This window comes from Nocardia sp. CDC153 (assembly GCF_035818515.1).
Lineage (GTDB): Bacteria > Actinomycetota > Actinomycetes > Mycobacteriales > Mycobacteriaceae > Nocardia.
Window position 1 is genome coordinate 706,537 of record NZ_JAYKYU010000004.1, and the last position, 12,562, is coordinate 719,098.

At 65.4% G+C, this 12,562-nt stretch carries 13 protein-coding genes; 5 read left to right on the forward strand and 8 right to left on the reverse strand.

The genetic code is table 11. The features are described 5' to 3' along the window. Positions 1–83: 83 nt before the first annotated feature. The 3 genes from VMT65_RS25850 to VMT65_RS25860 all read right to left on the reverse strand — a co-directional run bounded on the left by VMT65_RS25850 (position 84) and on the right by VMT65_RS25860 (position 3,869). Positions 84–1,118, reverse strand: coding sequence for a pentapeptide repeat-containing protein (locus tag VMT65_RS25850; protein WP_326310985.1), 1,035 nt, complete (start codon positions 1,116–1,118; stop codon positions 84–86). 48 nt (positions 1,119–1,166) lie between these two features. Further along, positions 1,167–2,276 (reverse strand): winged helix DNA-binding domain-containing protein, encoded by a 1,110-nt coding sequence (locus tag VMT65_RS25855; protein WP_326310986.1) that lies wholly within the window; start codon positions 2,274–2,276, stop codon positions 1,167–1,169. Between the two features lie 426 nt (positions 2,277–2,702). Continuing rightward, positions 2,703–3,869, reverse strand: a complete 1,167-nt coding sequence (locus VMT65_RS25860; protein ID WP_326310987.1) for a thiolase family protein — start codon at positions 3,867–3,869, stop codon at positions 2,703–2,705. A gap of 186 nt (positions 3,870–4,055) precedes the next feature. Between VMT65_RS25860 and VMT65_RS25865 the strand changes: the two genes are divergently transcribed. Together VMT65_RS25865 and VMT65_RS25870 are read left to right on the forward strand one after the other, a co-directional pair. Then, positions 4,056–4,727 (forward strand): YoaK family protein, encoded by a 672-nt coding sequence (locus tag VMT65_RS25865; protein WP_326311198.1) that lies wholly within the window; start codon positions 4,056–4,058, stop codon positions 4,725–4,727. A 71-nt stretch (positions 4,728–4,798) separates the two neighbouring features. Then, positions 4,799–5,386, forward strand: a complete 588-nt coding sequence (locus VMT65_RS25870; RefSeq protein ID WP_326310988.1) for an HdeD family acid-resistance protein — start codon at positions 4,799–4,801, stop codon at positions 5,384–5,386. 65 nt (positions 5,387–5,451) lie between these two features. Here VMT65_RS25870 and VMT65_RS25875 read toward each other — a convergent pair whose 3' ends face one another. Genes VMT65_RS25875 through VMT65_RS25895 form a run of 5 tightly spaced genes read right to left on the reverse strand, consistent with a single transcriptional unit; the run spans position 5,452 to position 10,493 of the window. Further along, on the reverse strand, positions 5,452–6,330 hold the full coding sequence (locus tag VMT65_RS25875; RefSeq protein WP_326310989.1) for a phosphoribulokinase: 879 nt from the start codon (positions 6,328–6,330) through the stop codon (positions 5,452–5,454). A gap of 55 nt (positions 6,331–6,385) precedes the next feature. After that, positions 6,386–7,462 carry a class 1 fructose-bisphosphatase gene (locus VMT65_RS25880; protein ID WP_326310990.1) on the reverse strand — a complete coding sequence of 359 codons (1,077 nt, stop codon included), beginning with the start codon at positions 7,460–7,462 and terminating at the stop codon, positions 6,386–6,388. 16 nt (positions 7,463–7,478) lie between these two features. Next, complete coding sequence (locus VMT65_RS25885; RefSeq protein WP_326310991.1) at positions 7,479–8,576, reverse strand: AAA family ATPase; 1,098 nt, start codon at positions 8,574–8,576, stop codon at positions 7,479–7,481. Between the two features lie 25 nt (positions 8,577–8,601). Next, positions 8,602–9,024, reverse strand: coding sequence for a ribulose bisphosphate carboxylase small subunit (locus tag VMT65_RS25890; protein WP_326310992.1), 423 nt, complete (start codon positions 9,022–9,024; stop codon positions 8,602–8,604). A gap of 20 nt (positions 9,025–9,044) precedes the next feature. Then, positions 9,045–10,493, reverse strand: coding sequence for a form I ribulose bisphosphate carboxylase large subunit (locus tag VMT65_RS25895; protein WP_326310993.1), 1,449 nt, complete (start codon positions 10,491–10,493; stop codon positions 9,045–9,047). Positions 10,494–10,616: 123 nt separating this feature from the next. On the opposite strand from VMT65_RS25895, the gene VMT65_RS25900 reads away from it, so the two are divergent. From VMT65_RS25900 to VMT65_RS25910, 3 genes are all read left to right on the forward strand, one after another. Continuing rightward, positions 10,617–11,492 carry a LysR family transcriptional regulator gene (locus VMT65_RS25900; RefSeq protein ID WP_326310994.1) on the forward strand — a complete coding sequence of 292 codons (876 nt, stop codon included), beginning with the start codon at positions 10,617–10,619 and terminating at the stop codon, positions 11,490–11,492. Between the two features lie 35 nt (positions 11,493–11,527). After that, positions 11,528–11,959 (forward strand): Imm63 family immunity protein, encoded by a 432-nt coding sequence (locus VMT65_RS25905; RefSeq protein ID WP_326310995.1) that lies wholly within the window; start codon positions 11,528–11,530, stop codon positions 11,957–11,959. Between the two features lie 180 nt (positions 11,960–12,139). Continuing rightward, complete coding sequence (locus tag VMT65_RS25910) at positions 12,140–12,559, forward strand: YciI family protein (RefSeq protein WP_326310996.1); 420 nt, start codon at positions 12,140–12,142, stop codon at positions 12,557–12,559. The last annotated feature ends 3 nt before the right edge of the window (positions 12,560–12,562 follow it).

Below are 12,562 nucleotides of genomic sequence, written 5' to 3' on the forward strand. Positions count from 1 at the left end.
CGGTAGGGACGGCCACTGCCCCAGACATCCGGACAACCCCTGAGACCTCCCCTGAGAATCCACCCGGATGTCACCACCGGTGCTTACGGCCCGTCACTATTGATCTCTTGAAGCCGCGGTACATATCCGTCCGGCCACCAAGTACCGGCATCGACCTTCGCGTCCCCAACATCGGTCCGCGTCAGTTTCGCATCGAACACTCGCAACTCGGTCACACTGGCCATGTGCGGCTTCATATCGGTCCCGGCGGTGGCCACGGTGCCAGGCGTGGCCGCGAAGTGAGCATCTCGCAGATCAGCGCTGTGGAGCATGGCGTCCGTCAGATCGGCACCCATGAATTGTGCTCCCTGAAGGTCCGCGAACGGTAGCTGGGTGTCGACCATTGCTGCGCCGGAGAAGTCGGCATCCTTCAGATGCGCGGAGCTGAGCAATGCCTGTGTCAAATCCGCATCGCACAACGAGGCAAAGGGCAGCATTGCCTCGGATAGCTCCGCTTGGTTGAGGTTCGCCTTGTCGAGTTGCGCCCGCGTGAGATTCGCTCCGGTGAGGTTGGTCCGCTGCAAATTTGCATGGGACAGGTCGGCTTTCGACAGACACGCGCCCCTCAGGTCGATCGATTCCGGGCCGCCCGCGGTGCGTCGCCCGATCACGGTCAGCACCGATTGGATGTCGACCGGGAGGTCGGGTCCGTCGAGCTTGCCGCAGTCCGCGTTGTCCGGAGAGTGGGTCCGGACGAAGGCGCTGAGCACCTCGAAGATCGACGCGCGATCCTGCGGCGAATCCTTCGTCAGGCGCTCCAGCGAATAGATGCCACCCAGCCGGATGTCCAGTCCTGGATTGCCCAGTTGCTCAACGGCCTTCGAGAAGCGTTCGGTGAGGGCGGTCTGCCTGGCAAGGCTGTACTGGTCATTGGTGGCGTGCAGTGATTGGCTGGTGAACCACAGCGCGGTGACGGCCGCGATGGTCGTGGTGATCGACGCCAGCCTGGTCCAGCCTCCCCAGCTGACACAGGCGCGAGTGATGCGGCGCAGTCGCGTGCGACTCGTATTCGGTTGACGTAGCGAAGTTATTCGATTCGGCCGACGCCGCGCGCCAACCGCCCCCCGGTTTGCTTTCACGCGATGATGATCCACCAAAAGCGTTATCACGCCGAGTGATTTATTGCCTCAGGCCGTGCGCATTCCGGTGATCGGTTGGGCGGTGGCCTTGGCGAGGCGTGGGAGTTCGGCGGTGATTTCCGCGGTGGGGGCGGGTGCGCCGTCGAACATGGAGACCACCAGGTCGCCCTTGTCGATGTCCCAGGTTCCGGCTATGCGGCCGCCGATCAGGAGTAGGGGTGAGATCCAGCCGGCGGTGCGGCTGACTTTGGTGCGGTGGTCGGCGGGGAGGAGGATTGGGTCGGCGGTGCCTGGGCCGAGGACGTATTGGTCGAATTGGCCTAGGAGGTGGACCCTCGAGGTGGGTTTGGTTTTGGCCAGGTCGTCGAGGTGTTCGGTGAGGAAGTAGCCGGTGCGGCCTTCTACTTCGATTTCGGTGAGTTCGGCGGAGAGTTCCGAGAACCAGCGGCGCACAGTGGGTTTGCTGAGGAAGCCGCGGGTCAGCCAGTTGTTGAAGATGTCCGGGGTGGTGGGGCCGTAGGCGCCGAGGTAGGCGCGGATTACGGTTGGGGCGGCGAGGTCGGGGTCCGGGATGCCCTGCCAATCGGGGATGAGGTGGGCGGGGTTGCCGAAGGTGACGGCGGTGCCGCGGCTTTCGCCGTAGCAGAGGGCGCCCTGCCAGGCCAGCGGCTTGAGCATGGAACCCCAGCCCGAGCGCAGATGCGCCTCCAGCGGCTGGAAGCGGGCTTCGGCGACCAGCTCCCCCACCAGTTCGTCCCGCGTCAGCACCCGACCGTCGAGAATCTCCCCGACCGCCTTCACCAACGCGGCCACATCCTCCGGCGTAGCCCCGGAAGCCTTGGTCCACGCCGGTTTCTCCCACGTCCGCGCCGACCCCATCAACGACAGCGCCGCCGCCCCCAACTCCGGCGGCAGCACATGCAATGTCCCCCGCATGGCCCACGTCTTGATCAGTGCACCCGTCCCCAGCGCCTCGACCACCGCCCCGGGCTTCCCCACCGAACGCCGCAGCGCCACAGCGGTTTCCGCCGCCGACGTCACCTGCGCCTGCACCCCACACAGCCGCTCCGCAACACCAACGGCATCCAACCTGGTCCGCGGATCCACGAATTGCCGCCGCACCCGCCAGCCGAACACCTGATCCCACGAAACCTTCACAGCACCTCCCACACCACCCGTTCGAACGAGCCTCAGCGTACGACCCGACTACGACGCAACGCGATGACGGTTGCCGCCGAAGAACGGCCGTCCTCGGCAAATCCGGATCGCAGCCCCACCCGGTCCTGGTGCTCACCGGCCTCACGCCTGCCAGGCGCCCGCTGCCGCAGCGGTAGCCGACGGGTTGTCGGGACGGTCATTCGTGGTGCGTGTCAGAGGCCGTGCTGCCGCGTTGGCCACGCCACCCACCTCGTCGCCCGACAAGCGATGTGCTGGTAGGCGGTACCGAGCAGCGCGGCCAGCCGTGTTCCACCGCCCCGGCACCGGCCCGAGCACGGCCGCCGGCCAGCCTCCGTGGAGTATCGGCGTGGATCATGTCCGTGCGGTCGGTCCACCCGCCGCCACGGACGGGTCCTCAGACCCGGGTCAGAGGCGTTCGATGAGGGTGGCGTTGGCGAGGCCGCCTGCCTCGCACATGGTCATGAGGCCGTAGCGGCCGCCGGTTTGTTCGAGGTGGTTGAGCATGGTGGTGAGGATGCGGGTGCCGGAGGCGCCGAGGGGGTGGCCGAGGGCGATCGCGCCGCCGCGGGGGTTGAGTTTGGCGGGGTCGGCACCGAGCTCGTGGGCCCAGACCAGGGGCACGGGGGCGAAGGCCTCGTTCACCTCGTAGACGTCGATGTCGTTGATGGACAGTCCGGCTCGGGCCAGGAGCTTGCGGGTGGCGGGGATGACGGCGGTGAGCATGAGCAGCGGGTCGTCACCGGTTACCGCGAAGGAGTGGAAGCGGGCGCGGGGCTTCAGACCGAGTTGGGCAGCCTTCTCCTCGCTCATGATGAGGGCCGCGGACGCGCCGTCGGTCAGCGGTGAGGAGTTTCCGGGGGTGATGGACCATTCGATTTCCGGGAACCGGGCCTCGAGTTCGGCGTCCACGAACGCGGGCTTCAGCCCGGCCAGCCCCTCGACGGTGGTGCTGGGGCGAATCGTCTCATCGGCGGTCAGGTTGCCCGCGGCGACGAGTTCGTTGTCGAAGCCGCCGGATGCGGCCGTGGCGGCGGCCAATTGGTGCGAGCGCGCCGCGAATTCGTCCAGGGCCGCGCGGTCGAACTTCCACCGCGCCGCGATCACCTCGGCCGAAATGCCCTGCTGCACAAGCCCGTCCGGGTACCGGTGCGCGATCGGCCCGCGATTGGCGTCCTTGCCCTGCGCATTGGAGAACATCGGCACCCGCGACATGGATTCCACACCGCACGCGATGGCGATGTCGTAGGCCCCGGCGATCACGCCCTGTGCCGCGAAATGCGCCGCCTGCTGTGAGGATCCGCACTGTCGATCCACGGTCGTGGCGGGTACCGCCTCCGGAAAACCGGCGGCCAGGACGGCCGTGCGCGAGATATTGAACGCCTGCTCACCGCTCTGCGTGACGCAACCGCCGATCACATCATCGACGAGCGCCGGATCGATCCCGGTCCGCTCGACCAGACTCTGGAGCACGCCCGAGAGCAGCGTCGCCGGATGGACTTCCGACAGGCCGCCACCGATTTTCCCCTTTCCGGACGGGGTGCGGACGGCGTCGACGATGACGGCGGAGGTCATGACTTCTCCTTGTTCCCACTGGACGAGCCGGATGTGAATTCCGGTTAACATATGCACTGTACCGCACCGGCGGGCGCGCCGACAGTCGCGCGGATTTCACCTCCCGGGCACGGCGATTTGGATTGCTAGCCTGTTGCTGTGACTTCGACACGCAAGCGCGACCCCGAACCTTTCTGGGACCTCGAGATGCGGCTGTCGGCGGTGCTGTCGGTCTTGGCGGGATTCATCGGCGCGGCCGCGTACACCCATTCCGCGGGCTACTTCGTCACCTTCATGACCGGCAATACCGAACGCGCTGTCCTGGGCAACTTCTCCGGCGACCACGTCCTCGCGGCCGGTGCCGCCGCCATCATCGTCTGCTTCCTGGCCGGGGTCTTCGTGGCCTCGATCTGCCGCCGCTACTGGTGGACCAACCATCCGCATGGCGCGACCATGCTCACCACCGGCGCGCTACTGGGCGCGGCCGTCGTCGACGCCTTCCTGGAGGAACGCGGAATCGGCCTGATCCCGATCCTTTTCGTGGCCTTCGGCATGGGAGCGCTGAACACCTCGTTCGTGAAGAACGGTGAGGTGTCCATCCCGGTCAGTTATGTGACCGGCACACTGGTGAAATTCGCACAGGGCCTGGAGCGTCACATTGCCGGTGAGGGCGACGCCCGCAACTGGCTCGGCTATGCGACGCAATATTTTTCGTTCGCGCTCGGCGCGCTCATCGGTGGCCTGGTATCCCTGGTCATCGACGGTTATTACATGCTCAACGCCGCTTTCCTCGGCTCACTGATCGTCGCCTCCTACACCTGGCGCGCCGACATTCGCTGGGTGCGGCGAAATATGCGACTTGCCGAGGACGAGGATTGAGTTACGTCACAGCCACGCAACACTGAGCTAATTGAGCGAAATTCGTCCTATCTGGTCATATTCTGACGAACATGACAACCAGCAAAGAGGGAGTTTACGAGGGGCCGGTCCAAGCACTGGCCCGCAGTGCGTGGCAGTCGATCCTGGTCACCGGTCTGCTCTCGGTGGTGCTGGGCATCCTGGTGCTGGTGTGGCCCGGACCCACCCTGGTCGTCGCCGGTGTCCTGTTCGGCATCTACCTGCTCGTGTCGGGTCTGTTCCAGCTGATCGCGGCCTTCGGTCTGCACATCAGCACCTGGATGCGGGTGCTGTCGTTCATCACCGCGATCCTGTCCTTCATTCTGGGTTTCTTCTGCTTCCGCAATGAGTTCCAGGCCATCGGCCTGCTGGCCCTGTGGATCGGCATCACCTGGATCTTCCGCGGCACCGCGACCCTGGTGGCCGCGATGTCCGATGTCGCGCTGCCGGGCCGGGGTTGGCAGGTCCTGTTCGGCGTGCTGCTCATCGTCGGTGGCGGTCTGCTGATCGTGGAGCCCTTCCGCTCCATCACCGCGCTGGTGCTGGTGGTCGGCTGCTGGCTGATCGCCATCGGCATCTTCGAGGTGATCACGGCCTTCCAGGTGAAGAGTCGCGCCAAGAACGTTCCGGCGGGCCTCTGACCCAGCACCGCACGGCGGTCGTCCCTTCGGGGCGGCCGCCGTTTTCTTTTGCCCGGCAAGCTGTTTCAGCGCAGCCGTTTGGGCCGCTTGTCCATCAGCCGCAGGATCAGCGGCGTGAAGATCAACTGCATGGCCAGATCCATCTTGCCGCCCGGCACCACGATGCTGTTGGGCCGCGACATGAACGAATCATGCAGCATGGACAGCAGATACGGGAAGTCGATGACCTTCGGATCGGCGAAGCGGATCACCACGAAACTCTCGTCCGCGGTCGGAATGGTCCGGGCGGTAAAGGGATTGGACGTATCCACCGTCGGCACCCGCTGGAAATTCACATAGGTCCGCGAGAACTGCGGGCAGATGTGCTTCACATAGTCGGGCATGCGCCGCAAAATCGTGTCGATGATCGCCTCGCTGGAGTATCCACGTTCGGTCTTGTCCCGGTGGACCTTCTGAATCCACTCCAGATTGATGATCGGCACCACGCCGACCAGCAGATCGGCATACCGGGCCACATCGATGTCCTCGTGCACCGCCGCACCGTGCAGCCCCTCATAGAACAGCAGATCGCTGCCGGGCGCGAGCTCCTCCCACGGTGTGAAGGTGCCCGCGGGCTGCCCGAACGGTTTGGCCTCGTCGTCATCGTGCAGATACCGCCGCACCGCCCCCACACCGGTCTCCCCGTACTCGCGGAACAGCGTCTCGAGCTCGCCGAGCAAATTCGCCTCCGGCCCGAAATGCGAGAAGGTGAGATTGCGCTGCTGTTCGGCTTCGACCATGGCCAGTTTCATCTCGTTGCGATCGAAGCGGTGAAACGAATCCCCTTCCACAATGGCCGCATTGATTCCCTCGCGGCGGAAGATCTCCTGGAAGGTTCGCGTGACGCTGGTCGTCCCCGCACCGGACGACCCGGTGATCGCGACCACGGGATGTTTGACCGACATGGCACCTCCTCGATTGCCGGACAACAGGTTTCGCACTCGGGACCGAGGCGGAACATCAGTGGAGGGAGGACCGGAACAGCGAGCGCGAGCCGAACAGGGAGGCATCGAAACTCGGCCCCTCCTCCGGCTCACGGTGATACCGCTCGATCCGCTCGACCTCATTGCGGGACCCGAAGATGAACGGGATCCGCTGATGCAGCTCCTCGGGCACCACGTCCAGCACCCGCTCGTGCCCGGTCGTGGCCGCGCCCCCGGCCTGCTCGACGATGAACGCGATCGGATTGGCCCCGTACAGCAGCGACACCCGGCCCGGTCGATCCGGATGCCGGGTGTCGCGCGGATACATGTACAGCCCGCCGCGGGTGAGGATGTGGAAGGTGTCGGCCACCAGCGAGGCGACCCAGCGCATATTGAAATCGCGCCCGCGCGGCCCGTCCACGCCCTCGAGGCATTCGTGGACGTAGCGGCGCACCGGCCGCTCCCAGAACCGCTCATTGGCGGCATTGATGGCGAAACCCGAAGTGTCGTCGGGGATTCGCATGCGCGGATGGGTGAGCACGAACGCGCCGACCTCGCGATCGAGGGTGAACCCGTCCACGCCGTCGCCGACGGTCAGCACCAGCATGGTGGCGGGCCCGTAGAGCGTGAAGCCCGCGCACACCTGCCGCACGCCCGGCTGCAGAAAGTCCTCCCCGGTGGCCTCGCGGCCGTCCTCGGGGGCGCGCAGCACACTGAAAATCGTTCCGACGGGCAGATTCACATCGATATTGCTGGACCCGTCCAGCGGATCGAAGGCCAGCAGATACTTCCCGCGCCGATACTCGCTCGGCACCGGATGGCATTCGCGCATCTGCTCGGACACCAGCGCCGAGAGCGGCCCGGTCCACTGCGATTCGGCCACCATGATGTCATTGGCGATGGCATCCATCTTGCGGTGTACGGTGACCGGCAGATTCTCGGCATCGGAAGCGCCCAGGGAGCCGACGATCGCTCCCCGGGTCACTTGATTACCGATGATCTTGGTCGCGGTGGCGACCACATTCAGCAGCGCCGAGAATTCACCGGAGGAGCCGGGGTGCCGGTGCTCGGATTCGATGGTGTAGCGGGTGAGGGTCTTCAGTCCTTCGGGCACAATCACTCTCAATCGGTCATGGAGAGGCCCCCTCGTCGGCGGACCCGTTCGAGTCCGCAGAGCCGTTGGGGGCGTCCGCGAACACACTGCTGCCGAGGACATCGCTGTCCGTCAGGGTGATCAGATCCTCACGACCGACCGGTCGGTGTAGTTCGACCAGGCGCTTGGCCTGGCGCAACCGACACCGGTCGAGGGCATTGCGCACACTGCGCGCATTGGCGAAGCGCGGCCGCGCCATGCGCAACGCGAGATACCGCGAAAACGCCTCGGCGGCAGCGGGATCGAAACGGAAGTTCTCCTGGCGCACCATCAGTTCGGCAATGGCCATGAGTTCTTCGTGGGTGTAGTCGGGGAACTCGATGTGGTGCGCGACGCGGGAGGACAGGCCCGGATTGGCGGAGAAGAACGTCTCCATCCGATCCGGATACCCGGCGAAGATCACCACGAGGCTGGTGCGCTCGTTCTCCATTTCCTGCAGGAGGATTTCGATGACCTCCTGCCCGTAGTCGCGCTCGTTCTCGGGGCGGAACAGGTAGTAGGCCTCGTCGATGAACAGCACTCCCCCGGCGGCCTTGGCGAGTGCTTCCTTGGTTTTGGGCGCGGTGTGACCGATGAATTGACCGACCAGATCATCGCGGGTGACGGTGTGCACCTTGGGTTTACGGATATACCCGAGCGCGTGCAACATCTCGGCCATGCGCAGGGCGACCGTGGTCTTGCCGGTGCCGGGACCACCGGTGAAGCTCATGTGCATGGTCGGGCGGGTAGCCTGAAGCCCGAAGCGCTGACGGGCGCGATCGATCAGCAGCAGGGCCGCGATTTCCCGGACACGCCGTTTGACGTTCGCCAGGCCGACCAGTTCGGCGTCCAGGCGGGCGAGGGTGTCCTCGACGTCCTTGCCCGCGATATCGGTCGACAGATCCAACAGCGCGTCGTCGGGTAGCGGACCGAGGTGGTCGGCCGCCGAATCCTCCGGTCGGGGAGGACCATCGACGGCCGTACCACGCACCGGTGCGGGGCTCGTGACCCCGGGTCGATGCATCTGGAACCCGCCCGCCGGGCGACCGGCTGCAGGCTGCCGGTCGCCCGGAACCGCGGGGTGTTCCGTGCTCACGATATCCTCCCGTTCCGAAACGTCTTCAGCCGCCATACCTTTCGCCCGGCCGATCGTCGGTGGCGTAGGCGTGGAAGCCGTAACGCTGGCGGCGATCGGAGGATTCGGTGCGATCGAGTCGGAAGCCCGGCTCGTGCTCGGGGCGCTGGACCAGGAAGCTCAAGGCCGTGGTCTGACGCCCGTAGGAGGCGTCGTAGGCGTTCACGCGAATGTAGTGGCGCGGGAACGTGGCCCGGCAGGCATTGATCTCGGCGAGCACGCCGTCGGGTTCGTCCAGATCGAACAGCGGCAGGCCCCACATCTCCCAGTAGTTGTTGCGCGGGTGCGGGTCGTCGGTGTACTCGATGGACACCGGCCAGTTGTTGAGCAGTGCGTAGCGGACCTGGGCGGCGATTTCGGTGTCGTCGAGGTCGGGCAGGTGCGAGAAGGTGCCCTGGCGCAAATGCATTGGTAATCCCTGTCTTTCGCTCACCGCGTGGCGGTGGGGACGGCGTCGGGGGCATCGGTGGAGGTGTAGTCGAAGGTGACATCACCCCAGGTCGCGAGCGCGACATCGAGCGGGCGGCAGATCTCGGCGGCCTTGCGCAGCACGTCGGGGCCTTCCTTAAGCAGATCGCGACCCTCGTTGCGCGCCTTCACGACCGCCTCGAGCGCGACGCGGTTGGCCTCCGCGCCCGCGGCGATGCCCATGGGATGCCCGATGGTGCCACCGCCGAATTGCAGGATCACGTCATCGCCGAACAGATCCAGGAGTTGATGCATCTGCCCGGCGTGAATACCGCCGGAGGCCACCGGCATGACACCCGGCAGGCTGGCCCAATCCTGGTCGAAGAAGATGCCATTCGCCGGATTCATCGGCACATGACCGTCGCGCAAGGTGTCGTAGAAGCCGCGCACCGTGTGCGGATCGCCCTCGAGCTTTCCGACGACGGTGCCCGCGTGCACGTGATCGACGCCGATCAATCGACACCACTTGGCCAGCACCCGGAAACTCACGCCGTGCGTCTTCTGCCGGGTGTAGGTGGAATGCCCGGCCCGGTGCAGGTGCAGCAACATGCCATTGCGGCGCGCCCACTTGGCCATGGACTGCATGGCCGTGTAGCCGACCGTGAGGTCCATCATGATGATTACGCTGCCCAGCGACTTGGCGAACTCGGCGCGCTCGTACATGTCCTCCATGTCGGCGGCGGTGACATTGAGGTAATGGCCCTTCAATTCACCGGTTTCGGCAATCGCGCGGTTCACGCCCTCCATGGCGAACAGAAAACGATCACGCCAGCGCATGAACGGCTGCGAGTTGATGTTCTCGTCGTCCTTGGTGAAATCGAGACCGCCCTTGCAGGCCTCGTACACCACGCGACCGTAGTTGCGCGCGGAAAGCCCCAATTTCGGTTTCACGGTCGCGCCGAGCAGCGGGCGGCCGTATTTGTTGAGATATTCGCGCTCCATAACGATTCCGTGCGCAGGACCCTGAAAGGTCTTGACATATGCGACGGGAATCCGCATGTCCTCCAGACGCAAAGCCTGCAATGGCTTGAAGCCGAAGACATTTCCGATGACCGAGGAGGTGAGATTGGTGATCGAACCCTCCTCGAACAGATCCAGATCGTAGGCGACATAGGCGAAGTACTCCCCAGGCCGGCCCGGCACCTCCTCGACCCGGTAGCACTTGCCCTGGTAGCGGTTGTGCGCGGTGAGCCGGTCGGTCCAGACGACCGTCCATGTCGCGGTGGAGGATTCACCGGCCACCGCGGCCGACGCCTCCACCGGGTCCACGCCTTTCTGGGGCGTCACCCGGAACACCGCCAGCACATCGGTGTCCTTGGGTTGATAGTCGGGCGCGTAGTATCCCATCGACGCATACGACTGGACACCCGGATCCCACCGGCTGCGCTGATCATCGTCAGATCCGGCCATCATTCCTCCTGCGAACCCGGTTGGACCACTTGCGATTCCCAGGATGACGGGGCCGTTAACGACAAACAATTCGATTGTTTCTGGTCTCGCTCAACCGAATCGTCGGGTTTGCTACCGTGAAGCATGGGTACGGTGAGCGCGGTGCGCATGGAAACCTTTCTCGCCGTTGCCAAGCACTCCAGCATTCGCCGTGCCGCCGCGCAGTTGCACATCACCGAAGCCGCGGCGTCGGCGGCCGTGGCACACATCGAGAAACAACTCGGGGCCAAACTCGTCGCCAAATCCGGGCGGGGTATCGCGCTCACCGAGGCGGGGCGGGTGTATGCCGACTACTGCCGCAGCATCCTCGGATTGATGAAGGAGGCGCATGCGGCGGTGCGGGAGGCGGAAACCGGTCGGTTGCGTATCGGGGTGGTGGCGACGGCGGGCGAGTACGTGCTGCTGCGGCTGCTGGCCTCGTTCCGGCAGCGGTTTCCCGATATCGAGCTCGGGCTCTCGATCCAGCCGCGGGATGTGCTGTACCTCGAATTGACCCACCACGAAACCGATCTCGTGGTCGCCGGGCGGCCGCCGCGCGATACGGGGCTGGTGACCCGGGCGCGCCGGCCCTGCCAATTGGTCGTGGTGGGTGCGCCCAAGGCGTGGCCGGATCCTTGCGAGGCCACCTGGCTGCTGCGCGGCAAGGGTTCGGGCACCCGTGACACCACCCTCGCGCTGTTCGATCGGCTCCAAATCCGCCCTCCCACACTGACTCTCGGCACGCACGGGGCGGCGTTGGCGGCGGCGCGGGAAGGGCTCGGCATCACGCTGATCCACTCCGACGCCATTGCCGCCGATCTGGCGTCCGGGCTGCTCGAGGTGCTGACCGTCGAGGGCACTCCCCTCAACCGTCCCTGGCACGTCGTCACCACCCGCACCCCGACGCCCGCCGCGCGCCTGTTCCTGTCCCACATCACCGACCCCGATCGTGTCGGAAATGTCGCGTTTCGGGGGGTCTGAAACAGAACAAGATCATCTTCAGGCACACTTGACCGGTGCCATTCGACCCCGAGCGAATCCAGCAGGAAGTCATGCTGTGGGTCGACCGCCTCCACCGGGTCGCGCCCCACCCAGCCGCCCAGGTCCCGGCCATGATCGCCGACGAACACGGGCACCTGAACTTCGCGGAACCCTTCTTCCGCGTGACCCCCGAACGCCTCACCTTCGAGGCGTGGGAGCGCGATAAACAGATCCTCGAGCGGCCCACCACCTCGCCCGCCGAGCTGGCCTACTGGATCGTCGACCACCTGGCCAAACAAATCGCCCTGGACACCGTCCACCGGCACAAGTCGCGGCCGCCCACGCTCGACGCCCGCCGCATCTGGTTCCCCGAATGGCACCGGCTGGTCCACGCCGTCCACCCCGACTGGGGCACCCGCACCCTCCTCAATATCAACGGCATCCTCGCCGAATACCCCTTCCACTGACTTGACCTTGTCCCCGAGGGCAAGGTTTACCGTCGGGGCGCGGCCATGGACGAACGCCGCGCGATCAAAACTCTGCTGATGCCCTAGCCGAAATTTTCGCGCCCGTGTCGATCCGTCGTGACCTCCGTTCGACCTTGTGATGAGAGGGTCGGAAGACGACCCGGAATCAGGAGGATGAACGTGAAGTACATGCTGATCTGGCGGGCCACCGACGAGGGCAGTGCCGCGATGGCGGGATACGACTTCGAGAAGATGCTCGAAATCATGGGGCGGTACAACGACGAGATGATCCGGGCCGGCGTGCTCGTCGCGGCCGAAGGGCTGGCCCCGCCGGAGGAGGGTGTGGTCGTGGACTACTCCTCGGAGCCGCCGGTGGTCACCGACGGGCCGTACGGGGAGACCAAGGAGCTCTTCGGCGGGTTCTACATTCTGAATGTGGCCTCCAAGGAGGAGGCCATCGAATGGGCCCGGCGGGCACCGTCGTTCGGGGCGGGATTCAAGACCGAGATCCGGCGGGTCACGACCATCGACGAATACCCGCAGGACAACGAGTGGATTCAGCGGGAACGGGCCTGGCGCGAGGCCACCGGACAGCTGTGAATC